The sequence below is a fragment of the Pseudomonas sp. FG6 genome, assembly GCF_057809015.1.
In genome coordinates, this window is sequence record NZ_JBMDJD010000030.1 from 1 (window position 1) to 20601 (window position 20601).

The 20601-nt window shown below is 62.2% G+C and carries 15 protein-coding genes, 1 tRNA gene and 1 pseudogene; 3 read left to right on the forward strand and 14 right to left on the reverse strand.

Annotated elements, in window-relative coordinates; translation table 11 throughout:
* Window positions 1-164: 164 nt before the first annotated feature.
* Together ACODSJ_RS18715 and ACODSJ_RS18720 are read left to right on the forward strand one after the other, a co-directional pair.
* Window positions 165-1943: an acyl-CoA dehydrogenase C-terminal domain-containing protein gene (locus ACODSJ_RS18715; RefSeq protein ID WP_489103150.1), complete on the forward strand. Its 1779-nt coding sequence runs from the start codon at window positions 165-167 to the stop codon at window positions 1941-1943.
* 347 nt (window positions 1944-2290) lie between these two features.
* Window positions 2291-2449, forward strand: coding sequence for a YqaE/Pmp3 family membrane protein (locus ACODSJ_RS18720; RefSeq protein WP_003177654.1), 159 nt, complete (start codon window positions 2291-2293; stop codon window positions 2447-2449).
* Between the two features lie 149 nt (window positions 2450-2598).
* On the opposite strand, the gene ACODSJ_RS18725 is transcribed toward ACODSJ_RS18720, so the two are convergent.
* From ACODSJ_RS18725 to ACODSJ_RS18770, 10 genes and pseudogenes are all read right to left on the reverse strand, one after another.
* A complete protein-coding gene (locus ACODSJ_RS18725; protein WP_489103151.1) occupies window positions 2599-4428 on the reverse strand; it encodes an alpha/beta hydrolase family protein in 1830 nt (609 codons plus the stop codon).
* Window positions 4394-5563, reverse strand: coding sequence for a pyrroloquinoline quinone biosynthesis protein PqqE (gene pqqE, locus ACODSJ_RS18730; protein WP_489103152.1), 1170 nt, complete (start codon window positions 5561-5563; stop codon window positions 4394-4396). The genes ACODSJ_RS18725 and pqqE overlap by 35 nt, the downstream gene beginning before the upstream one ends.
* The gene (pqqD, locus tag ACODSJ_RS18735; protein ID WP_489103153.1) at window positions 5535-5810 is read right to left on the reverse strand and encodes a pyrroloquinoline quinone biosynthesis peptide chaperone PqqD; all 276 of its coding nucleotides are present in this window, start codon (window positions 5808-5810) and stop codon (window positions 5535-5537) included. Before pqqD ends, pqqE begins: the two co-directional genes overlap by 29 nt.
* On the reverse strand, window positions 5807-6559 hold the full coding sequence (pqqC, locus tag ACODSJ_RS18740) for a pyrroloquinoline-quinone synthase PqqC (protein ID WP_489103154.1): 753 nt from the start codon (window positions 6557-6559) through the stop codon (window positions 5807-5809). The genes pqqD and pqqC overlap by 4 nt, the downstream gene beginning before the upstream one ends.
* An 11-nt stretch (window positions 6560-6570) precedes the next feature.
* Complete coding sequence (pqqB, locus tag ACODSJ_RS18745) at window positions 6571-7482, reverse strand: pyrroloquinoline quinone biosynthesis protein PqqB (RefSeq protein ID WP_489103155.1); 912 nt, start codon at window positions 7480-7482, stop codon at window positions 6571-6573.
* 79 nt (window positions 7483-7561) lie between these two features.
* A complete protein-coding gene (gene pqqA, locus ACODSJ_RS18750; protein WP_095147273.1) occupies window positions 7562-7636 on the reverse strand; it encodes a pyrroloquinoline quinone precursor peptide PqqA in 75 nt (24 codons plus the stop codon).
* A gap of 169 nt (window positions 7637-7805) precedes the next feature.
* Window positions 7806-10247 (reverse strand): pyrroloquinoline quinone biosynthesis protein PqqF, encoded by a 2442-nt coding sequence (pqqF, locus tag ACODSJ_RS18755; protein ID WP_489103156.1) that lies wholly within the window; start codon window positions 10245-10247, stop codon window positions 7806-7808.
* Between the two features lie 48 nt (window positions 10248-10295).
* Window positions 10296-11090 carry a carbon-nitrogen hydrolase family protein gene (locus tag ACODSJ_RS18760; RefSeq protein ID WP_489103157.1) on the reverse strand — a complete coding sequence of 265 codons (795 nt, stop codon included), beginning with the start codon at window positions 11088-11090 and terminating at the stop codon, window positions 10296-10298.
* A gap of 12 nt (window positions 11091-11102) precedes the next feature.
* Window positions 11103-12785, reverse strand: a complete 1683-nt coding sequence (locus tag ACODSJ_RS18765) for a flavin monoamine oxidase family protein (protein WP_489103158.1) — start codon at window positions 12783-12785, stop codon at window positions 11103-11105.
* Between the two features lie 200 nt (window positions 12786-12985).
* Window positions 12986-13096 (reverse strand): annotated as a pseudogene (locus ACODSJ_RS18770) (IS110 family transposase); the annotation flags it as partial.
* A 43-nt stretch (window positions 13097-13139) separates the two neighbouring features.
* Between ACODSJ_RS18770 and ACODSJ_RS18775 the strand changes: the two are divergent.
* Complete coding sequence (locus tag ACODSJ_RS18775) at window positions 13140-13451, forward strand: XRE family transcriptional regulator (RefSeq protein ID WP_489103159.1); 312 nt, start codon at window positions 13140-13142, stop codon at window positions 13449-13451.
* A gap of 21 nt (window positions 13452-13472) precedes the next feature.
* Here ACODSJ_RS18775 and ACODSJ_RS18780 read toward each other — a convergent pair whose 3' ends face one another.
* The 4 genes from ACODSJ_RS18780 to ACODSJ_RS18795 all read right to left on the reverse strand — a co-directional run bounded on the left by ACODSJ_RS18780 (window position 13473) and on the right by ACODSJ_RS18795 (window position 20504).
* A complete protein-coding gene (locus ACODSJ_RS18780) occupies window positions 13473-13934 on the reverse strand; it encodes an Lrp/AsnC family transcriptional regulator (RefSeq protein WP_060743121.1) in 462 nt (153 codons plus the stop codon).
* Between the two features lie 35 nt (window positions 13935-13969).
* The gene (locus tag ACODSJ_RS18785) at window positions 13970-16405 is read right to left on the reverse strand and encodes a hypothetical protein (RefSeq protein WP_489103201.1); all 2436 of its coding nucleotides are present in this window, start codon (window positions 16403-16405) and stop codon (window positions 13970-13972) included.
* A 263-nt stretch (window positions 16406-16668) separates the two neighbouring features.
* Window positions 16669-16745: transfer RNA gene (locus ACODSJ_RS18790), tRNA-Ile, on the reverse strand.
* 15 nt (window positions 16746-16760) lie between these two features.
* On the reverse strand, window positions 16761-20504 hold the full coding sequence (locus tag ACODSJ_RS18795) for a bifunctional diguanylate cyclase/phosphodiesterase (protein WP_489103160.1): 3744 nt from the start codon (window positions 20502-20504) through the stop codon (window positions 16761-16763).
* Window positions 20505-20601 lie beyond the last annotated feature (97 nt).

A 20601-nucleotide genomic window follows, 5' to 3' on the forward strand; every position in this document is an offset into this window, starting at 1 on the left:
CAAGCTCCCTCGCCACGATTGACAATCCACTCTTTAAAGTGACTGAAAATAACCATACGGTCACAGGTTGACCCTATGTGTCGCAAAAGTTGTTGAGGTACACTCAAGCCACTGCAAAAACCGTTTTCTTACGAACCAACTGTTTAGATCCTGCGAGGTTTGCCATGGCTGACTACAAAGCGCCCCTGCGCGATATGCGCTTCGTCCTCAATGAAGTGTTCGAGGTCGCGAAACTCTGGGCCGAACTGCCGGCCCTGGCCGACAGCGTAGACGCCGAAACCGTCGAAGCGATCCTGGAAGAAGCCGGCAAGGTCACCAGCAGGAGCATCGCGCCCCTCAGCCGCGCGGCCGACGAAGAAGGGTGTCACTGGGCCGACGGTGCCGTCACCACGCCAGCAGGTTTCCCACAGGCCTACAAAACTTACGCTGAAGGCGGTTGGGTCGGCGTCGGAGGCGATCCGGCGTACGGCGGCATGGGCATGCCCAAGGCCGTCTCGGCCCAGGTCGAGGAGATGGTCAATTCCGCGAGCCTGTCCTTCGGCCTGTACCCGATGCTGACCGCCGGGGCGTGCCTGTCGATCAACGCCCACGCCAGCGAAGAATTGAAGGCGGCGTACCTGCCGAACATGTACGCCGGTGTCTGGGCCGGTTCCATGTGTTTGACCGAGCCCCATGCCGGGACGGACCTGGGGATCATTCGCACCAAGGCCGAACCTCAGGCCGACGGTTCCTACAAGGTCAGCGGCACCAAGATCTTCATCACCGGCGGTGAACACGACCTCACCGAGAACATCATTCACCTGGTGCTGGCGAAACTGCCGGACGCCCCGGCCGGCCCGAAAGGGATCTCGCTGTTCCTGGTGCCCAAGTTCATGGTCAATGCCGACGGCAGCCTGGGTGCGCGCAACGCGGCCACCTGCGGCTCGATCGAGCACAAGATGGGCATCCAGGCCTCCGCGACCTGCGTGATGAATTTCGATGAAGCCGTGGGTTACCTGGTGGGCGAGCCGAACAAAGGCCTGGCGGCGATGTTCACCATGATGAACTACGAGCGCCTGGGCGTGGGTATCCAAGGCCTGGCCTCCGGCGAGCGTTCCTACCAGAACGCCGTCGAATATGCCCGCGACCGCCTGCAAAGCCGTTCGCCAACCGGCGCGCAGAACAAGGACAAAGTGGCCGATCCGATCATCGTCCACCCTGATGTACGGCGGATGCTGCTGACCATGAAGGCCTCGAACGAGGGCGGCCGGGCCTTTTCCACCTACGTGGCGATGCAACTGGACACCGCCAAGTTCAGCGAAGACCCGGCCACCCGCAAACGCGCCGAGGACCTGGTGGCCTTGTTGACGCCGGTGGCGAAAGCTTTCCTGACCGACCTGGGCCTGGAAACCACTGTCCATGGCCAGCAGGTGTTTGGCGGCCACGGTTACATTCGTGAATGGGGCCAGGAACAACTGGTGCGTGACGTGCGCATCACCCAGATCTACGAAGGCACCAATGGCATCCAGGCGCTGGATCTGGTGGGCCGCAAGATTGTCGGCAGTGGCGGTGCGTTCTACCGACTGTTTGCCGATGAAATCCGCCACTTCACCGCCACCGCGAGCGGTGACCTGGCGGAGTTCACCAAGCCGTTGAACGAGGCTGTCGGTACGCTGGATGAGCTGACCGAGTGGCTGTTGGACCGGGCCAAAGGCAACCCGAATGAGATCGGTGCCGCGTCGGTGGAGTACCTCCAGGCATTCGGCTACACCGCTTACGCCTACATGTGGGCGCTGATGGCCAAGGCAGCCTTGGGTAAAGAAAGCCAGGATGATTTCTACGCCAGCAAACTGGGCACGGCGCGCTTCTACTTCGCCCGCCTGTTGCCGCGCATCCATTCCTTGGCCGCTTCGGTGAAGGCGGGCAGCGAGTCGCTGTTCCTGCTGGACGCCGGGCAGTTTTGAGGGGCGAGGGTTATGTAAGCAATTGCTTACATAACGTGCTGGCGTTTGTCCTCTATCGGCCAATTGGATCCACGACTAATCTACTGCACATGGACGTCGCGCAGGATGCGCAAAAGCAAAACAGGGACACGTAGGATTCTGCCAGGATGGCGGAGTGAAATGGATGTCAGGGAAACAGTCTGCAAAGCCCCGCTTCGGCGGGGTTTTCTTTTGCCCGCGTTTTTTGTTCCGTATCAGGTGCACACCACCAGGGCGCTTCCGGTTTGCGTTGCACTGAACCCTGACAAGCGGTCAGGGGTCAATGAGCTATATGGCAATTTAGCCATCGTCGATCAGGGAGCCCCACCATGGATTTCATCCGCATCATCATCGCCATCCTGTTGCCGCCACTGGGGGTTTTCCTGCAAGTGGGCTTCGGCGGCGCGTTCTGGCTGAATATCCTGCTGACGCTGTTGGGTTACATTCCCGGCATCGTGCATGCGGTGTACATCATCGCCAAGCGCTGAAATTTCTGTACGTAGAGCTTGTATCTGTGGCGAGGGAGCTTGCTCCCGCTGGGTCGCGGAGCGGCCCCCGCTTTTTGGCGATCGTTGCATCCGAGGCGTCGGACCGATCGAGCGGGAGCAAGCTCCCTCGCCACAGGTGATCGTCGTCTCTAAAGTCGGTTCTCCATTACCCTGCAATAAAACAACCACTCCTGCTCCAACGCATGCGCCTGGTTCGCCGCCTTGCGAAAGCCATGGCGCTCGTCGGGGTAGTAGTGTGCCTCGACCGCGATGCCGTTGGCCTGCAGCGCCCTGACCATCTCGCGGGTTTGCTGCGGTACGACCACGGCGTCCAGTTCGCCCTGGAAGAAAATCACCGGTGTACGGATGTGTTGCGCATGTAGCAGCGGGGTACGGGCGCGGTAGCGTTCGATGTCGCGCTGCGGGTCGCCGATCAGCCAGTCCAGGTAATCGGCTTCGAACTTGTGCGTGACGCGGCCCAGGGCGATGGGGTCGCTGACGCCGTAGAGGCTGGCGCCGGCGCGGAATACATCACGGAACGCGAGGGCGCAAAGGGTCGTGTAGCCACCGGCGCTGCCCCCCCGGATGAAGGCACGACGGCCGTCGACCAGGCCTTGTTTGTCCAGGTAGGCGACCACCGCGCAGGCGTCTTCGACATCCACGGCGCCCCACTTCAAATGCAACGCTTGCCGATACGCCCGGCCATAGCCGCTGCTGCCGCGATAGTTGAGGTCGGCCACGGCGAAGCCGCGCTGGGTCCAATACTGGATACGCGGATCGAACGAGGGGTAACAGGCCGACGTCGGGCCGCCGTGGATGAACACCACCAAAGGCGGTTTCGCCTGGGCATTCATCGCCGGGTAAAAGAATCCGTGAGCCTCGCCCGACGCCGACGGATAGCGCAGGGGATGGGGACGGCTGATCTGTTCGACGGGCAACGGTGCGATCCCACCAGCCAGGACCGTCACTTCGCCGTTTTGTCGTTCAATCGCAATCACCGCCGCCGGGCGGGTGGGTGAGGCGGCGATGGCGTAAATGAACCGCTCATCCAGCGCCAGGCTGCGGAAGCGGCTGTAGGTTGCGGTGAAGTCTTCATCGATCACGTCACGACGATACAGGCCCAGTCGTCCGAAGCCCGCTTCGGTCCAGCTCGCCAGGTAGGTGTGCTCGTCCAGCGGCAGCCACGTACAGCCACCCATCTGCCATGGTGCCGGGGCGTGATCGGCTTCGGCAGCGGGCAGCGATTCCAGGCCGTGGTCCGACTCGCCCCAGGGCTGCCAATAACCGCCGCGATCAGTCAGGCAATACAGGCGACTGGCGGCGTCGAAACGCGGTTGTTGCAGGGATTCTTCTTCACCGTTGCCCGCGACACAGCACGGTTCACCCCAACCCGCAGCATCGCGTTTGGCCAGCATCAACCGCGTGGCCGTCCAGGGCTGATGCGGGCGGCTCCATTCGATCCAGGCCAGTCGCCGTCCGTCCGGGCTGACGGTTGGCGCGGCGTAGAAATCCGCACCTTCCGCCAGCAGATGCCGCTGCTGATCCGCCAACCCGAGCGATACCAGGCGGTGTTGGTTGGCCTGTTCTTCCACGGCCAGCACCTGGCCGCAGGCAAAACCAATGTCTCCATAGCGGCAGTCACCGCAGGTCAGCGCCACGGGCTGCTCATCGGTCAGCGCATGGTGGTACAACTGTTGGTCGGCTTCGTTGACGAACAGCACGCCGTCATCGCTCAGGCAGAACGCTCCACCGCCGTATTCATAGACCCGGCTGCGCACGCTGAAGCCGTCCGGCGTCAGGCATCGACGCTGGCCCTCGTGCCAGTGCCAGATCCGGCAGGCGCCGTCTTCGGGGCGGTATTCGTTCCAGAACAGGCCCAAGGGGCCAAGCTTGAGTTCGGCAAAGTCGACCCCGGCGGCAACGGCCTGGGCGGCGCTGAAAGGATCAGCCTTTGGCGATGAGGTGCGAGTTTCGTTCATTGCGAAAAGCCAGTTGTTCGATGGTTTGCGTGGCGTGCTCGGCGTCTTCACGCGCCTTGAGAATCACCCCGTGGTGTTCGGATTTGCTGCACACCGGGTCGGCGTTGCTGGCGTCGCCAGTGAGCATGAACGCCTGGCAGCGACAGCCGCCGAAGTCCTTCTCTTTTTCATCGCAGGAGCGGCACGGTTCGGGCATCCAGTCATAACCGCGGAAGCGGTTGAAGCCGAACGAGTCGTACCAGATGTGCTGCATGCTGTGGTCGCGCACGTTGGGAAATTGCACCGGCAGCTGCCGGGCACCATGACAGGGCAGGGCTGTGCCGTCCGGCGTGACGGTCAGGAAAATACTGCCCCAGCCGTTCATGCAGCCCTTGGGGCGTTCTTCGTAGTAGTCCGGGGTGACGAAGATCAGCTTGCACGGATTGCCCTCGGCTTCCAGCCTGGCGCGGTATTCGTTGGTGACGCGCTCGGCACGCACCAGTTGCTCCCGGGTGGGCAGCAGGCCGACGCGGTTGAGCTGCGCCCAGCCGTAGAACTGGCAGGTGGCGAGCTCGACAAAGTCGGCTTCCAGGGCGATGCACAGCTCGATGATGCGGTCGATCTTGTCGATGTTGTGCCGATGGGTCACGAAGTTCAGCACCATCGGATAGCCATGGGCTTTCACCGCCCGGGCCATTTCCAGTTTCTGCGCGAAGGCTTTCTTCGAGCCGGCCAAGAGGTTGTTCACCTGCTCGTCGCTGGCCTGGAAGCTGATCTGGATATGGTCCAGGCCGGCCTTCTTGAAGTCGCTGATTTTCTGTTCGGTCAAGCCGATGCCGGAGGTGATCAGGTTGGTATAGAAACCCAGCCTGCGCGCCTCGCCGATCAGTTCGGCCAGGTCCTGGCGCACCAACGGCTCGCCGCCGGAAAAACCCAGTTGCGCGGCGCCCATCTCTCGCGCTTCGCGAAAGACCTTGAACCACTGCTCGGTGCTCAGTTCCTTGCCCTGTTCTGCGAAATCCAGTGGGTTGGAGCAGTACGGGCATTGCAGCGGACAGCGATAGGTCAGCTCGGCCAGCAACCACAGGGGCAGGCCGACTTCAGGCTTGGGGGGCAGGCCTGGGGTTTCAGGCAAGTTCGATCCAGTGCTGTGCACGGGCGACCTCCATGAATTGCTCGATGTCATCACCGAGTTCCGGCACGTCGGGGAACTGCTTCGCCAACTCGCCGATGATGGCTACGACATCCCGCTCGCCATCGATCAGGCCGCCGATCAGCGCAGCGCTGTCGTTGAGCTTGATCATGCCTTCAGGATAGAGCAGCACGTGGCCTTTCTGGGCCGGCTCGTACTGGAAGCGGTAGCCGGGGCGCCAGCGCGGGGTTTTGCTGCGGTCGAAACTCATAAGGCAATCCCTTTGTGCCACACCCGTTGCTTGGTCACGCTGTGGTAGGGCGGGCGGTTCAATTCGTAGGCCATGCTCATGGCGTCGAGCATGCTCCAGAGAATGTCCAGCTTGAACTGGAGGATCTCCAGCATGCGCTCCTGGCCCTCGCGGGTAGTGTAGTGGCGCAAGGTGATCGCCAGGCCATGTTCCACGTCACGACGAGCCTGGCTCAGGCGGTTGCGGAAGTATTGGTAGCCGGCCGGGTCGATCCACGGGTAATGCTGCGGCCAGCTGTCCAGGCGCGATTGGTGGATCTGCGGGGCGAACAGCTCGGTCAGCGAGCTGCTGGCGGCTTCCTGCCAACTGGCCCGGCGGGCGAAGTTGACGTAGGCGTCCACCGCAAAGCGCACGCCGGGCAGCACCAGTTCCTGTGAGCGCAGTTGATCGGGGTCCAGGCCCACCGCCTGGCCCAGCCGCAACCAGGCTTCGATGCCGCCATCTTCGCCGGGAGCGCCGTCATGGTCGAGCAGGCGCTGGATCCACTCCCGGCGGATTGCCCGATCCGGGCAGTTGGCGAGGATCGCAGCGTCCTTGAGCGGGATATTCACCTGATAGTAAAAACGGTTCGCGACCCAGCCCTGGATCTGCTCGCGAGTGGCGCGGCCTTCATACATCGCCACGTGGTACGGGTGATGGATGTGGTAGAAGGCGCCCTTGGCGCGCAAGGCTGCTTCAAATTCTGCGGTGGTCAATGGTGTATCAGTCATTTCGGGCGCTCCTACAGTTCGATGCTCATGCCGTCGTAAGCGACTTCGACATTGCGTCGCACCAACTCGGCCCGCTCGGGGGAGTCTTCATCGAGGATCGGGTTGGTGTTGTTGATGTGGATCAGCACCTTGCGCTGCTTCGGCAAATGCTCCAGCACTTCGAGCATGCCGCCCGGACCATTCTGGGCCAGGTGGCCCATTTCCCGGCCGGTGCGGGTGCCGACGCCGCGGCGTTGCATTTCATCGTCGTCCCACATCGTGCCGTCCACCAGCAGGCAGTCGCTGCCGGCCATGATCTGCAACAACGACTCGTCGACCTGCCCCAGGCCCGGGGCATAGAACAACTTGCCGCCGGTGCGCAGGTCCTCGACGACCAGCCCGATGTTGTCGCCCGGGTGCGGGTCGAAGCGATGCGGTGAATAGGGTGGTGCGGCGCTGCGCAGCGGCAGGGGGCTGAAGCGCAGGTTCGGGCAGGCGGCGATGGTGAAGCTCTGGTCGAGTTCGATGCGATTCCAGCTCAATCCGCCGTTCCAGTGGGTGAGCATGTTGAACAGTGGGAAGCCGCTGCTCAGGTCTTCGTGGACCATGTCGGTGCACCAGACTTGATGCGGGCAACCTTCGCGCAGACTGAGCAAGCCGGTGGTGTGGTCGATCTGGCTGTCCATCAGGATGATCGCGCCAATACCGGTATCGCGCAGGGCGCGGCCGGGCTGCATCGGGGCAAAGCCCTGGAGCTGGGCGCGGATGTCCGGCGAGGCGTTGCACAGCACCCAGTTCACACCGTCATCGGACAGGGCGATGGACGACTGGGTGCGCGCCTGGGCCCGCAGGCTACCGTTGCGAAAACCGGCACAGTTGGCGCAATTGCAGTTCCACTGAGGAAAACCACCGCCGGCGGCGGAACCTAGAATCTGGACGAACATGGCCGCTCCCTCTGCAAACCGAAATGAAAAACGCCCCGGCTGACCGAGGCGTGATGTGGCGTGCTACCGCCTGCAGCCATCAACGGCTGGCGAAGTACATGGTGACTTCGAAGCCGATACGCAGGTCGATATATGCGGGTTTGGACCAGGTCATGAAAATACTCCTTTGGTGGCGATGCTGTGGTTCGAATGGGTCGGTGAGACCTATACATATAGTCCACTACCGACAGGAGATGTTCAGATACTTAGCTCCCTATGGTACGGGCACTGACATTTTCTTGACCGCGACCCTGGAAGACAGCTCATTGTCCAGGCTGAAACGATCACTCTGCCTTTTGCCAGCGCTCCCCCAGACATTCTCCGTTGCTCAGGCAACGCCGTCCGCCCTCGCCGTCGATCAAGCGCTGGGCAGCTGCCACCAGTTGGGAGCGATCCAGACGCAGGATAGCCTTGGCCAATTGCTCCAGATAATCCGACGAGCGGCCCGCCAGCTTGCCTTGCCAGAGCAGTTCGGCTGCCTGGGCGCAGGGTAATGCAGTGCCTTGGAACTGGGCGGCGAGCGCTTGCTGCTGGCTGGCCAGGGCGGTCTCGTCGACTTGCTGGATCAGCCCGGGCAAGTCGCTGAGGAACTGTTCGATATGACCGATCAACTGTGCTGCCGAGGCGTTCGGCGATTGGGCACCGAACAATAGACCGGTGGTTGCGTTGATCTGCTTCGCGGCGCTGAACACGGCATAGCCCAACTGCAACTCGACGCGCAGGCGCTGGTAGAACGGCGCCTGGCACAGCTGCGCCAGCAGGCGCCACGCGGCCTCGTCGGACAATTCCTGGGTGGGCGCGGGGCAGAACAGCAGCAGGGCCTGTTCATCGCCGTGGGTGGGGAGCGTGTGCCATGTCCATTGCGCGGAGGCTGGCGTCGGTTCGCCTTCCTCACAGGCAATGCCCGGCACTTGGGCCAGCGCCTGGCCCAGTGCGGCCTGGGTCGCTGCCGACAGGCCTACGGCCAGGCCGTCCCATTGGGCCGAAGCCCACAGGTTGTCAGGCCATGTGGAGGTTGCAGGCTTGATGTGTCCCAGGCAGCAATCGGGCAACTGTTTCAACAGGTGCCGAATCGGTATCACGGGCGTTTCGCGTCTGGTCGGGGCCTGGGGCAGCGCTGGGTCAAGCTTCGCCAGGAGGTGTTCAAGCACCTTCGGCATCGCGGTTTGCAAACCCGTCAGCTTGAGCAGGCATTGCTTTGCGGAGGACTCGACGATGACGTCTACGCCGGCCTGTCGGGCGTCTTCACGCAAATCCTGCAGATGCCAGTCGAGCCTGGCTTGAAGGTCCTGCGGGGCGGCTGTCGCCCAGCGCCAACGCAGGTACACCGCGCCTTCCGGAGTGTCTTGCGCCCATGCCTGGCTGAACGGTATCGGCGCACGCTCTCGCCGGCCCCGGGAACGGTCCTGGGCGAACGTGCGCAAACCGCGGTGGGCGCTGGTCTGGCCGCGTATCAGGCCGGCGCGGGATGATTCGCGCGGCAGCTCGTTGGGTGTTTGCAGGAACGGATTAGGCGCCGGCAGTTGCCATTGTCCCGTGACGTTAGCCGCCGGCTTTAACTGCCCGAGTATTTCCTTGAGCTGCCCCCGATCACCGTCTGACAGCGGGCCGTTGCGCCCCTCGCTGTCCCAGCGTGCCAATTGCAAGGCACCGGCGGTTTCCTGGCGACGCTGCAACAACGTGTTGAACTCGGTGCACAGGAGAGGCCAATCCTGCTGAGCGGCAAAGAACCCCAGCCAGTCCTGCAGCAACGAGTGGATCTCCTCCTGCGCCGGGTCGTTGTCGACCTGGAGCTCGATGTGCAGCAGCGCCTGTCCGGCAAATTCATACAGCGGTGTGGCCTTGAGGCTGTCGGCCAGGGTGCGCTGGCGTAACGTGGCAAGCAGGCCGCCCGGCTTGTGGGCGTTCAGCCAGTGGCAGAGAAAGGCCAGTGCCTGCGGCGAGGCGCTGGGAAGGTTTTCGAAGGCGAACAGCAGATCGAGGCAACCGGCGCTGGCCTGTTGATAACTGGGCTGCGAGGCCGCCATCAGCGGCGGCGGCACGGGCCTGGCTGTCGCCTCGCCCTTCGGTACGTTGTCGCCGAACTGTTCGGCCAGTGCCCTCAATGCCTCGATGCTTTGCGGGCCGACCAGGCTCAGGGTCATCTGGCCGCTTCGGTAGAACCGTTGATAGAAATCGAGCAGCGCCGTCTGGAATTCTGGCGTTGTCACGGCGAGGCTGTCGCGGTTGCCTGCATGAAAGCCTCGTAGCGGATGGCCAGGCGACAATCCGTCGTGCAAGGCGAATTGTCGCTGGGCCGTGGCGTCCTGGGACCAGGCGATGAATTCAGCCTCCAGCACTTCCCGCTCGCGCAACTGATCGGCTTCAGCCAGGCGCGGGTGGGCGAGCATGTCGCTCAGCCGTTCCAGTCCCTCGGTAAAGACGTCCGGTGGCAGTTCGAAGAAGTAATCCGTGCTGCGTTCGCCGGTTCGCGCATTGACTTGGCCGCCGTGTCGTTGCACGTAGGCCATCAAGTGCTGGCCGGTGGGAAACCGTTCTGTGCCCAGGAAGAAAAGATGCTCAAGGAAATGCGCCAATCCCGGCCAGGCCAGGGGCGCATCATGGCTGCCGGCTGCCACGCGCAGTACGGCGGCACTGCGCTTGAGGCCGGGCACGTGACGCAATGTCACCTGCAAGCCGTTTGTCAGGGTTTGGGTATGAGCGTGAAGGGTGTCGGGGGCCGGCATGAGCGCTTCCAGGACAAGGATGCGCTCATGCTAGCGGATTAGCCCGGCTCAGTGTTCAAGCAAGTCGACGTAGAGAGAAGGGCGGCGGTCGTGCAGGTAGTTGTAGGCCCCACGGGATTGCTCGATCAATTGACGATCCAGCTCACCCACGATCAGGGCCTCGTCCAGCCCGGCCAGCGCCGGACGGCTGCCATCCGGGGCGGCGATGCTGCTTTGGCCGCAGTACTGCAACTCACCTTCGTGCCCACAGTAATTGGCGTACGCCACGAAACACTGGTTCTCGATGGCCCGTGCGCGCACGGTGACGTCGGCAATAAAGTCGTAGGGCTGCATGTTGGCCGTCGGCACCAGGATCAGTTCGGCGCCGGCCAAGGCCAGGCGCCGGGCGTTTTCCGGGAACTCCAGGTCATAGCAGATCAGGAAGCCAAGCTTCCAGCCAGCCAGCTCCACGATCGGCAACGCTGAATCACCCGCGCTGAACATCGCGTGATCGAGGTCGCCGAACAGGTGGCTCTTGCGGTAGTTGGCGCGGCGTTCCCCGTGGGCGTCGATCAACTGCAACGAGTTGAAGATCTGCCCGTCTTCGCTGCGCTCGGGGTAGCCATAGACAATCGCCAGGCCGCAGGCCTTTGCGATGCGTGCGATCTGCTGCGCCCATTCGCCGTTGTAGACCTCGGCCAATACGTTCACTGCGTCGACGCCGATGTTATAGCCGGTCAGGAACATCTCCGGCAGCACCAGCACATCGGCGCCTTTGGCCTCCAGTGCCACTTGATGCAGGCGGTGCAGGTTGCCGGCCGGATCCAGTGGCAGCGGTGGGCATTGGTAGAGGGCTACACGCATCGACAACTCCTTTTATTCGGGCAGGGCAATCGGCCCGATCTCATGGAACACATCACCTGGACCGGGGTTTGCGGCGTGAGTTTCACCGCCGAAGTGCTTCATGATGCCCCACACGGCATTGAGCGAGGTCTGCACGGCGCCTTCGACCCAGGCAGGTGTCCATGAGACGTCATCGCCGGCGATAAAGATCCCGCGTTGTTCGGCCGGCATGTCGTCCTGCATGAAATGTGCGTACATGCGCTGGTTGTAGCGATAGTGACCGGGCAGGGCGCCCTTGAATGCGCCGAGGAAATGCGGGTCCGCTTCCCAGGAGACGGTGATCGGATCGCCGATGATCCGCGCCGCGATGTCGACCTTGGGATAGATCTTCTTCAGGGCATCGAGGGCCAGTTTTACGCGTTTCTCCACCGGGTGCGGCAGCATCTTCAAGGCGTCGCTCATCCACGAGTACGACAGGCAAATGACCCCCGGCTTGTCGTCGCCGTTGTCGAACAGGTACGTGCCACGAGTGAGCCGGTCGGTGAGGGTCATGCTCATGAGGTCACGTCCGGTTTCCGGGTCCTTGTCCTTCCAGAACGGCCGGTCGACCATCACGAAGGTCTTCGACGATTGCATGTAGCGGGTGCGGTCCAGGGCCATCCACATTTTTTGCGAGAACAGCGCTTCCTCACATTCGATCTGGGTGGTCAGCAGCCAGCTCTGGCAGGTGACCAGCACCGCGGCATATTCGCGGGTGTCACCCCAGACATCGGTCACGCTGAACCGGCCATCGTCGGCGCGGGCGATGCGCTTCACTCCGCTGCGAGGGGCGCCCAGGTGCAACGAGCTCAGGCTGGTGCCTTGCGGCCAGTGCGCGCAGCGTTCCGGCACGTGTTTCCAGATGCCGTGGGGAACCTGTTCAACACCGCCAACCACCAGGTGCTGGTGGTCGTCGCAGTTGGTCATCACCACGCGGAAGATTTCCAGCATCGAGTTGGGGAAGTCCGAATCCCAGCCGCCGGTGCCGAAGCCGACCTGGCCGAACACTTCACGGTGCTGGAACGAGAGCTTGGCGAATGCCTTGGAGGTGGCGACGAAGTCGTAGAAGGTGCGGTCGTCCCACAGCGGCACCAGGGTATTCCACAGCTCCTTGAGGCGCGGCACGTCGCGGTCGCGGATCGCTTGCTGGATCTCGCTGAAACGCGAACCGTCTTCCAGGGCATCGGCCCAGGCGTCGGCCACTTCCTGGAACAGTGCGGGCAGGTCCGCCAGTTTCTGGGCGTAATAGGTCTGGCCTTCAAGGTCGATTACGGTGCTTCCCGACGCTGGGGTCAGCGGGTTGGGAAACGGCTTGGTTTCCAGCCCCAGTTTGTCGACGTAGTGGTAGAAGGCCGTGGACGACACGGGAAACCGCATGCCCCCCAGCTCGGCAATCACCCCTTCGGCGCCGTTGAACGCCTGCGAGCGCAAGCGCCCACCCATCTTCGAGGCCTCGTAGACCACCGGCTTGAGGCCCAGCTTCATCAACTCGTACGCCGCCACCAGGCCGGCGATCCCGGCCCCGACGATCGCCACTTCTGCACCGTGGTTATGGGCCGGAACACTGCCCAGGCCGGCAGGATGTTCGATCCACTCGTCAAAGGCGAAAGGAAAGTCCGGGCCGAAAATGGTGATGGGCTTCTTACCGTCTGCTGGGTGGCGATTGTTCTTGTTCATGGCTGACCTTGATGGCGACTCGACGCGATGTTCGCGTCTGAGTATAGGAAAGATGCCAGCCATTCTAGGGAGCGTGGGATACGTTAATAAGACGCAATGTGTCGTCGTTTTGGATCATGCCTGTGCTTTTCGACGAGATTGCCTGTCTTAATGACGAATACTGCCTCATGTGGGAGCAACTGTCTTACCCCTACCACTCGTCACCGCCATTCAGTGCCGTCTCGCAACATGGCATTCAGCCTAATCAGTAATATTCGCATGCAGGCAATGAGCGCGACCTTCGCGCTCTTGCCTCGCTCTCGAAGCGCCTCTATGACGAGCACTTGGAAGTACTGAAGAGAGAGGGCTTTGACAATGGCTAAGAAATTTTCCGACTTGATGGCGCGCCGTTCGCCTGAGTCCCAGGCTCGAACGCAGGCTCTGTATCAGAAGTTGCGTGCAGAAATGCCGTTGCACGAGTTGCGTCAGGCGCAGGAACTGAGCCAGGACGCTTTGGCCAAGGCACTGCACATCAACCAGGCGGCAGTCTCGAAAATGGAGCGCCGTACGGACATGTACATCAGCACCTTGCGCAACTACATACGTGCCATGGGCGGCGAGTTGGAGATTATCGCGACCTTCCCGGAGGGGCAGGTCAGGATCGAAAATTTCGCCCAACACACATGATGGGGGTTGTCCGCCAGGGGCTTAAACCGGCTGCCCCCGATCAATCTTGCTGCTGAGAATGATCGAGGTGGTGGTCTTCTCCACCCCGTCCACACTGCCGATCTGGTCCAGCAATTGGTCCAGTTGCTCCGGCGAGTCCGTGCGTAGCCAGGCCACGTAATCGAACTCGCCGCTGACGGCGCATAATTGCTGGACCTGGGCCATGGCGCTCAGGCGTCGTAGCACGTCCTTGCCGGAGCGTGGCTGGACCTTGATGCCGACGTAAGCCTGCAAGCCGCCGTCGATGACCCGTTGCCCCAGGCGCACGCCATAGCCGGTAATCACTTTGGTCTTTTCCAGGCGCGCCAGTCGCGAGGTGACGGTCGTGCGGGCGATGCCCAGCTGTCGGGCGAGCATGGCGACGCTTTCCCGGGCATTGATTTGCAGGGCAGCGATCAGTTGACGATCGATTTCGTCGAGGACGGGAGGGCGGGTGTCAGGCAAGGCGGGCTCCGGCGTAGGCATCAATGACGGGCATGTTACAGGCTCTCGGCTTGGAAATAGCCCATGTCAGGCACAGCCAACGCTCGCCAGGCCGCAGCCAGGTGCAGCTGTGAGGGCCTGAACCACCGACCGTCCTGGCACACCAACTGCTCCGGTGGTTGTTGCAGCAAGAGCGCCAGGGGCAATGACTGGATCGAGCCCGGGTCTTGATCGTCTTCGCCTTCTGCTTCCCAATCCTGTTCGAAACAACGCACCTGCACGTGTTCATCGTCGAAGGCTTCGAACAGCGGCCGGTGCCCCAGCCATTGCGAATGCACCCGCAGCGTGCGTGCCTGCACATCGAGAAGCAGCAATTGCCAGCCCCGATAGTTTCCACACTGTTCTGTCACGTCCGTCATCAGGCAAGTCAAGGCCAGATAGCGACCATTGGCGGACCAGATCATCGAGGGCGCAAGGTCCGTCAGCGCGCAGCCGGAGGCCGTCAGCAGATGGCCGCCGAGCCGCGGTGTACCCGTGCGTACCCAGCTGTCGGCGTATTCCGTTTCGCTGCCGAACAGCCAGGCGGCATCCTGCTGGCCCGGCGCAGGCTGGATGAAATCGCCTTCGGCAGTGGCGGCTTGCGGGCGATCCACCAGGCGCCAAGGCGCGACGCGGCGCAGCTGTGCATCGGTCGGTTGCAGTTCCACCGTGTTGTAGAACAGCCGGTATTGCTCATCGGGACGACAGAACGACGGATCGCCACCGGCCGGCGGCGCGGGGACGTTGAAACGTTGCAGCGGGCTGCCGTCCAGGCCTTGATCCAGACGGCCCGCGACCACTGCCAGGCTCAGGCGACCATCACGGAAATCCAGCAGGCGAGCGACCCACATGGCCGGCCCTTCCAGCAAGCGGCGTTCCTTCAGGTCGGCCACCGCTGCGTGGGTTGCCACCGACGTTGCGCCGTCAAACGACAACAGCGCCAGGTAGCGTCCGCAATCAGAGACCCGGTGATCCAGCAGCCAGCGGCCCGGCAAGCTCCAGTCACCGATCTGGCAGCGGTAACCGCCCAGCCCGTCTTGATTGTCGCAAAGCCACGCCAATTGAGCGCATACGCCACCCAACATCGGCAACGTCTCGATGCACGAGTCGCCTCGTCGGCCTGGACTGTCCAAAGGCATCACCAGCGCCATGCGGGTCAGTTTGAATTCCGCCACCTGCGCGCGCCCTTGGGCGTCATGGCCGGCCTGGGTTTCGGTGTCGCTGTGGATGCTGTCCAGACGATAGCCATACCGGCCCTGGGACGGACGTGGGTAGTCGAGGTATGCGCCGATATGCACGCGATGCGCGTCGAGGCTCAACACCTCATGCCAGTAAAAAGAGGGCTCGGCGTCACTCCTCACCCAGGGCGAGGGGAGCACGCGCCAGCCCTCGTCGATTTGCCACAACCAGTACCGGTCGCCGTCGGGGTGAGCGGTTTGCTCCTGGGCCTGGCACACCAGGGCGCGCTGATCGCTGCTCCACACCAACGGGGTATCGGCCGCCATCACCAGGCCGGACGGCTGGCCATTGACGCTGGCGGCATAGCGTGGCGTCTGCAACGGTTGCAGGGGCTGATCGAGGTCGCGGAAGCTCGCAGGCAATACAATCTCGCCTGTCAGGCACTGTCGGCCATCGGCTGAACGCCGCTCGAAGGTCCGAGGAGCACTTTGCGGATTCCAGTCGGGCTCCAGCCATAGATCGGCGACGGGCATCAATTGACTGACACTGGCCGTTTGCAGCAGCTCATCGAGTCGGGTCTGGCGAACGCTGTCGTCCACCAACGGACTGTGGCGACCGCTCAAGGCGTCGAGATCAAAGGTATCCAGCTCCCAGAACTCGCTGTCGGCACAACGGTAGACCTGGCGCTGCTGACGGTCGAGGAGCACCAGTCCCCAACGCTGCCGGGACGGCACCGTCGCGGCAAAATAACGTCCGTCGCTGGAGAACACCGCCGAGGAGCCCAGGCCTTGCAGAAGCACGCCGTCGGGGAACAGATAGTCGCAATAAGTGGGACCACCCATGGCGATTTCACCATGGTTGAACACCCGGATCGGTTCGCCTTCCGGGGTGTGTTGCGGCTCGCTTCCGCCCCAGGCACTTGGCCCCTTCACGCTCACCTTCACCAGGCCAAGGCGTCGTTCCCAGACACTGACACACGCGAGCCCGCCGAAGATGCTGACCATGGGCACCAGGATATCCCACCACTCCGGCAGGGCCCTGCCCAGGCTGAAACCCAGGCCAAATACCGCGCTGATCATCAACCGCGCACAACCGCGCCCGACGGACAAGCGGCCCAGGCGTGCTGCTATCGCCATCAACAGCCCGAAAAACAGCACCACCGAAAGCGCGAGGATGGGCGGTAACACTGTGACGAAAAAGGCTGGCACGACCAGCACGCTGATTTGCCATAGCAGTTCGAGGAACAGTCGGGGAAGGCTGGGGCTGGCGATGATGAGGGTCTCGTTGGGGGTAGGGTTATCGGGAACAGTGTATCGTTTTTTGTCACGTGAGCCTGGCAGAGGCCCGGTCGGAGAGGATGTTAGCCGTTAGGCTCTGTACGAAAAGCCTAGCAACTGCTGGTGTTCGACCGCTTGCCTGGACTGAGCGAACGGGTGCCGGATGTGGTTGCTGCAATCAAGCCGTGCGCGGAACTGTTCGTGAAAATCGTGGTGAATGAGCAGACACGAAAAAGCCGCGCAATGCGCGGCTTCAAAGGTGGTGGGCCCACACGGACTCGAACCGTGGACCAAAGGATTATGAGTCCTCTGCTCTAACCGACTGAGCTATAGGCCCTCAGTAGGCCGCGGATTATAGCGACGGTTTCTCGGCTGTGCTATCCGAAAAATCCGATACGGTCACACGCAGAAACGTTGCGGCGAACTCGTCGGCGCACAGGGGCAGGCTGACGATGTAGCCCTGGATCTGTTCGCAACCTTCTTCGGCCAGGAATTGCTGTTGGGCCAGGGTTTCGACCCCCTCGGCGATGATGGTGAATTGCATGCTGCGGCCTAGGGCAATGATTGCCCGCACGATGGCTGCGTCGTGTGGGTCGTCGGGCAGGCCGCGGACGAAGGACTGGTCGATCTTGAGGATGTCCAGCGGCAGGCGCTTGAGGTAGCTCAGGGAGGAGTAGCCGGTGCCGAAATCGTCAATGGCCAATTGAACACCGAGCTTTTTCAGCTGGTGTAGCACCGTCAGGGCTTCTTCGGTCTGGCTCATGATGAAGTTTTCGGTGATTTCCAGTTGCAACAGGCCGGGCTGGAGCTGGTTTTCCCGCAGAAGTTGTTCAATGCGTCCCAGCAGGTTGGGTTGACGCAGTTGCGCGCCGGCCAGGTTGACCGACAAGGGACCAAGGCTTGTGTGAGTACTGTTCCATCTGCACAGTTGCCGACAGGCGTTTTCCAGCACCCAGTCGCCGATTTGCAGGATCATGCCGTTTTCTTCGGCCAGCGGAATGAAGTGTTCCGGGGGCACGTCGCCAAAGGTGGGGTGAGTCCAGCGCACCAGTGCTTCGGCGCCCACCAGGCGATTGTCGGCGAGGCTGATTTTTGGCTGGAAAGCCAGTGACAGCTCGTTGCGCTCGATGGCCCGTCGCAGCTCGTGCTCCAGGGCGACGCGCTCGCTGGCTTGGGCGGTGAGGTCGCAGGTGTAGCTTTCGACCCGGTTGCGGCCCTTGGCCTTGGAGCGGTACATCGCCGCGTCGGCGTTCTTGATCAGCGTGGCGACATCGCAACCATCCTTCGGGTAGAGGCTGGTGCCAATGCTGGCGCTGATGAAAAACTCATGCTCTCCGGCCTGGAAGGGCGCGGCGAAGCAGTTCAATAGTTTTTGTGCGATGTGTTCGGCATCGCTGGGCTGCTGCAGGCCTGGCAACAGGATGATGAACTCGTCGCCGCCCAGGCGTGCAACGGTGTCGATATCGCGCAGCTGTTCGCGCAAACGTACGGCGATGCCTTTGAGCAGCAGGTCGCCCACCGGATGTCCGAGGCTGTCATTGATATGTTTGAAGCGGTCCAGGTCCAGGAACAACACCGCGCCCTGGCCGCCGTTCTCCTGCTGGCTGTTGAGGGCCGTCAGCAAGCGGCTTTCGAACAAGGTGCGATTTGGCAGCCCGGTGAGAGGGTCATGGTGAGCCTGGTAATCCAGCCGCGCCTGGGCATGTTTGAGGCTGGAGATATCGGCGAAGACCGCGACGAAATGCGTGGTCTGCCGGTCCCGGTTGCGCACTGCGCTGATGGTCAGCCAACTGGGGTAAAGCTCGCCGTTCTTGCGCCGGTTGGAAATCTCCCCTTGCCAGTGTCCCTCGTCAGTCAGTTGGTGCCACATGGCTGCGTAGAACGCGCTGTCATGCAGGCCGGAAGCCAGGAGTCGTGGCGTGTGGCCCAAGGCTTCGGTTTCGCTGTAGCCGGTGATTTCGGTGAAGGCGCGGTTCACCGCGCTGATATGCTGCTGTGTGTCGGTGATCAACACGCCTTCGGCGGTGCTTTCGAATACGGTGGCGGCTTGTTGCAGCTTTTCCTGCATCAGGTAGCGCTCGGTGATGTCGCGCGCGATGGTCAGCATGCAGTCCTCACTGCCGATAGGCAGCGGGCGACTGGAGACTTCGCAGAGCCGTATCTGCCCGTCGTTGCGCCGGATATGGCAGCTGAAGTCCTTCACGAAGCCATCGCGTTGCAGCAGATCGAGCATCTGCCGGCGCTCGTTGAGGTTAACCCAGAGCCCCAGGTCCAGCGCCGAACGATCCACCGACAAGGCGCTGTTGAAACCGGTCAGGCGACTGAAGCCTTCATTCACTTCGATCAGCAGCCCGTCACTTTGTCGAGAGATCAACAAGCCGTCGGGTGAGGCGTGGAACGCCTTGGCGAATTTTTCTTCGGAGGTCTGCAGCTGCTGTTGGGTTTCCTTGAGCTGGCTGATGTCGCGCACTACCACAACCAGGGCGGGTGTCGTGTCGAGGTCGAAGGGCTCGGCGGAAATCAGCCCGGTGAACATCTGGCCATTGCTGCGACGGAAGGGCATCTCCAGGTTGCGGATGCTGCCGGCCTGCAAACGCTGCAACAGCCCGGGGCCAGCGTCCTGGATACCCCAGATGCTCAACTCGGTTGCACTTTTGCCCTTCACCTGTGCGGCGCTCAGGCCGATCTGCTCTTCGAAAGCCGTGTTGACCTCCAGCAGACAGCCGTCCAGCAGGCGCGCTATCACCAGGATATCCGGGCACTGGCGGAACACCGAAGCGAACTTCTGCTCCGAGAGGCGCAGCGCTTCCTCGGTGCGCTTGGTTTCGCTGATGTCGATCATCAGCCCTCGCAGCACTGGTTCGTGACCGTGCTGGATCAGGCTGACCAGGTCGCGCACCCACAGGCAGCGTCCATCGGCGGTGATCACGCGATAATCAACGCAATGGTCGCGGCCGGCGAGTATTTCCTGATCGCAGTAAGTCTCGGTGCGAATCAAGTCGGCCGGATGAATGATGTTGCGCCAGAAGCCTGGGATCAGCCAATGGGCGAGGGGGTAGCCCAATAATTCCTCGGCATGGGGGGAGACGTAGCTGTAGGTGTAATCGCTGACCTTGGCCTCCCAGGCGATGGCCGACAGGCTCTCCACCAGCCCCCGATAATGGTATTCGCTGCTGCGCAACTCCTGTTCGAGGTCGACGCGTCGGGCAATCTCCGAACTGAGGCGACGGTTGATGCGAATCACAATGAGCAGTACGCCAACCAACAGGGCCAGCCCAGGCACGCCGTAGAACAACAGGTCTGACCACAACTGGCGATAGTCGCGCACATCGCCGACCCATTTATCCTGGATCTCGCTGATCTCAGCCGGGGTCATGTCCGCCAGGACCTTGTCCAGGATGCCCACCAGCATTTTGTTATCGCGGGGGACGGCCATCGCCAATTGATAGCGATAGGGGGTTTGCCCGCTGACGTAGAGTCCGTCGAGCTTGAGTTGGCGCAGGCTCCAGACGCTGGAGGCCAGGTCGCCGACCATCGCATCCACTTCATTGTTCGCCAGGGCTTGCAGGGCTGAGCTGACGCTGGGCAGTGCCACCAGGTTCAGGTCGGGGTGGCGGGTGCGCAGCAGTTCGTGGGGGGCATAGTTCTCCACGACGGCGACCTTCAGTCCGTACAGCTCTTCGATGTTGTGAGGGCGGGCGCCGTTCTGATGGGCCAGGATAACAATCGGGAAGTCGAGATAGGGGCGGGTAAATGCCAGGTAGTTCTGGCGTTCCGGGGTGGACATGATACCTGGCAGAAGATCGATCCTGCCCTGTGCGACTTGTTCCAGCACCTCGGTCCAACTGGCGGGTTCAACCGGGGTGAACTTGATCGCCAGTCGGTTGCGGATGGTATCGATATAGTCGGCGGCCAGCCCCTGGTAACGGCCTTTGTCGTCGCGGAATTCGAATGGCGGCCATGAGGCATCGACACCCAGGCGCAAGTCGGGGTGGCTTTTGAGCCAGCGGAGCTCCTCGTCAGTGAGCGTCAACGCGCCAGCTGTTGCGGTCCAGGTTATCAATGACAGCAAGAGCAAGGCCGTCAGTCTGGGCATCACTGTCTCGTCATGGCTGCGGGCGGATGTTTCGAGTGTAGACGGGCAACGGGGCGAGGAGGGGGAACGGAGGGATTTTATCGGCACATGGCAAAAC

What these genes read in the sequence shown, in the direction of transcription:
- ACODSJ_RS18715 (WP_489103150.1), top strand. Translation starts at nt 165, where the DNA reads ATGGCTGACTACAAAGCGCCCCTGCGCGATATGCGCTTCGTCCTCAAT.
- ACODSJ_RS18720 (WP_003177654.1), top strand. Translation starts at nt 2,291, where the DNA reads ATGGATTTCATCCGCATCATCATCGCCATCCTGTTGCCGCCACTGGGG.
- ACODSJ_RS18725 (WP_489103151.1), bottom strand. Translation starts at nt 4,428, where the DNA reads ATGAACGAAACTCGCACCTCATCGCCAAAGGCTGATCCTTTCAGCGCC.
- pqqD (WP_489103153.1), bottom strand. Translation starts at nt 5,810, where the DNA reads ATGAGTTTCGACCGCAGCAAAACCCCGCGCTGGCGCCCCGGCTACCGC.
- pqqC (WP_489103154.1), bottom strand. Translation starts at nt 6,559, where the DNA reads ATGACTGATACACCATTGACCACCGCAGAATTTGAAGCAGCCTTGCGC.
- pqqB (WP_489103155.1), bottom strand. Translation starts at nt 7,482, where the DNA reads ATGTTCGTCCAGATTCTAGGTTCCGCCGCCGGCGGTGGTTTTCCTCAG.
- pqqF (WP_489103156.1), bottom strand. Translation starts at nt 10,247, where the DNA reads ATGCCGGCCCCCGACACCCTTCACGCTCATACCCAAACCCTGACAAAC.
- ACODSJ_RS18760 (WP_489103157.1), bottom strand. Translation starts at nt 11,090, where the DNA reads ATGCGTGTAGCCCTCTACCAATGCCCACCGCTGCCACTGGATCCGGCC.
- ACODSJ_RS18765 (WP_489103158.1), bottom strand. Translation starts at nt 12,785, where the DNA reads ATGAACAAGAACAATCGCCACCCAGCAGACGGTAAGAAGCCCATCACC.
- ACODSJ_RS18775 (WP_489103159.1), top strand. Translation starts at nt 13,140, where the DNA reads ATGGCTAAGAAATTTTCCGACTTGATGGCGCGCCGTTCGCCTGAGTCC.
- ACODSJ_RS18795 (WP_489103160.1), bottom strand. Translation starts at nt 20,504, where the DNA reads ATGCCCAGACTGACGGCCTTGCTCTTGCTGTCATTGATAACCTGGACC.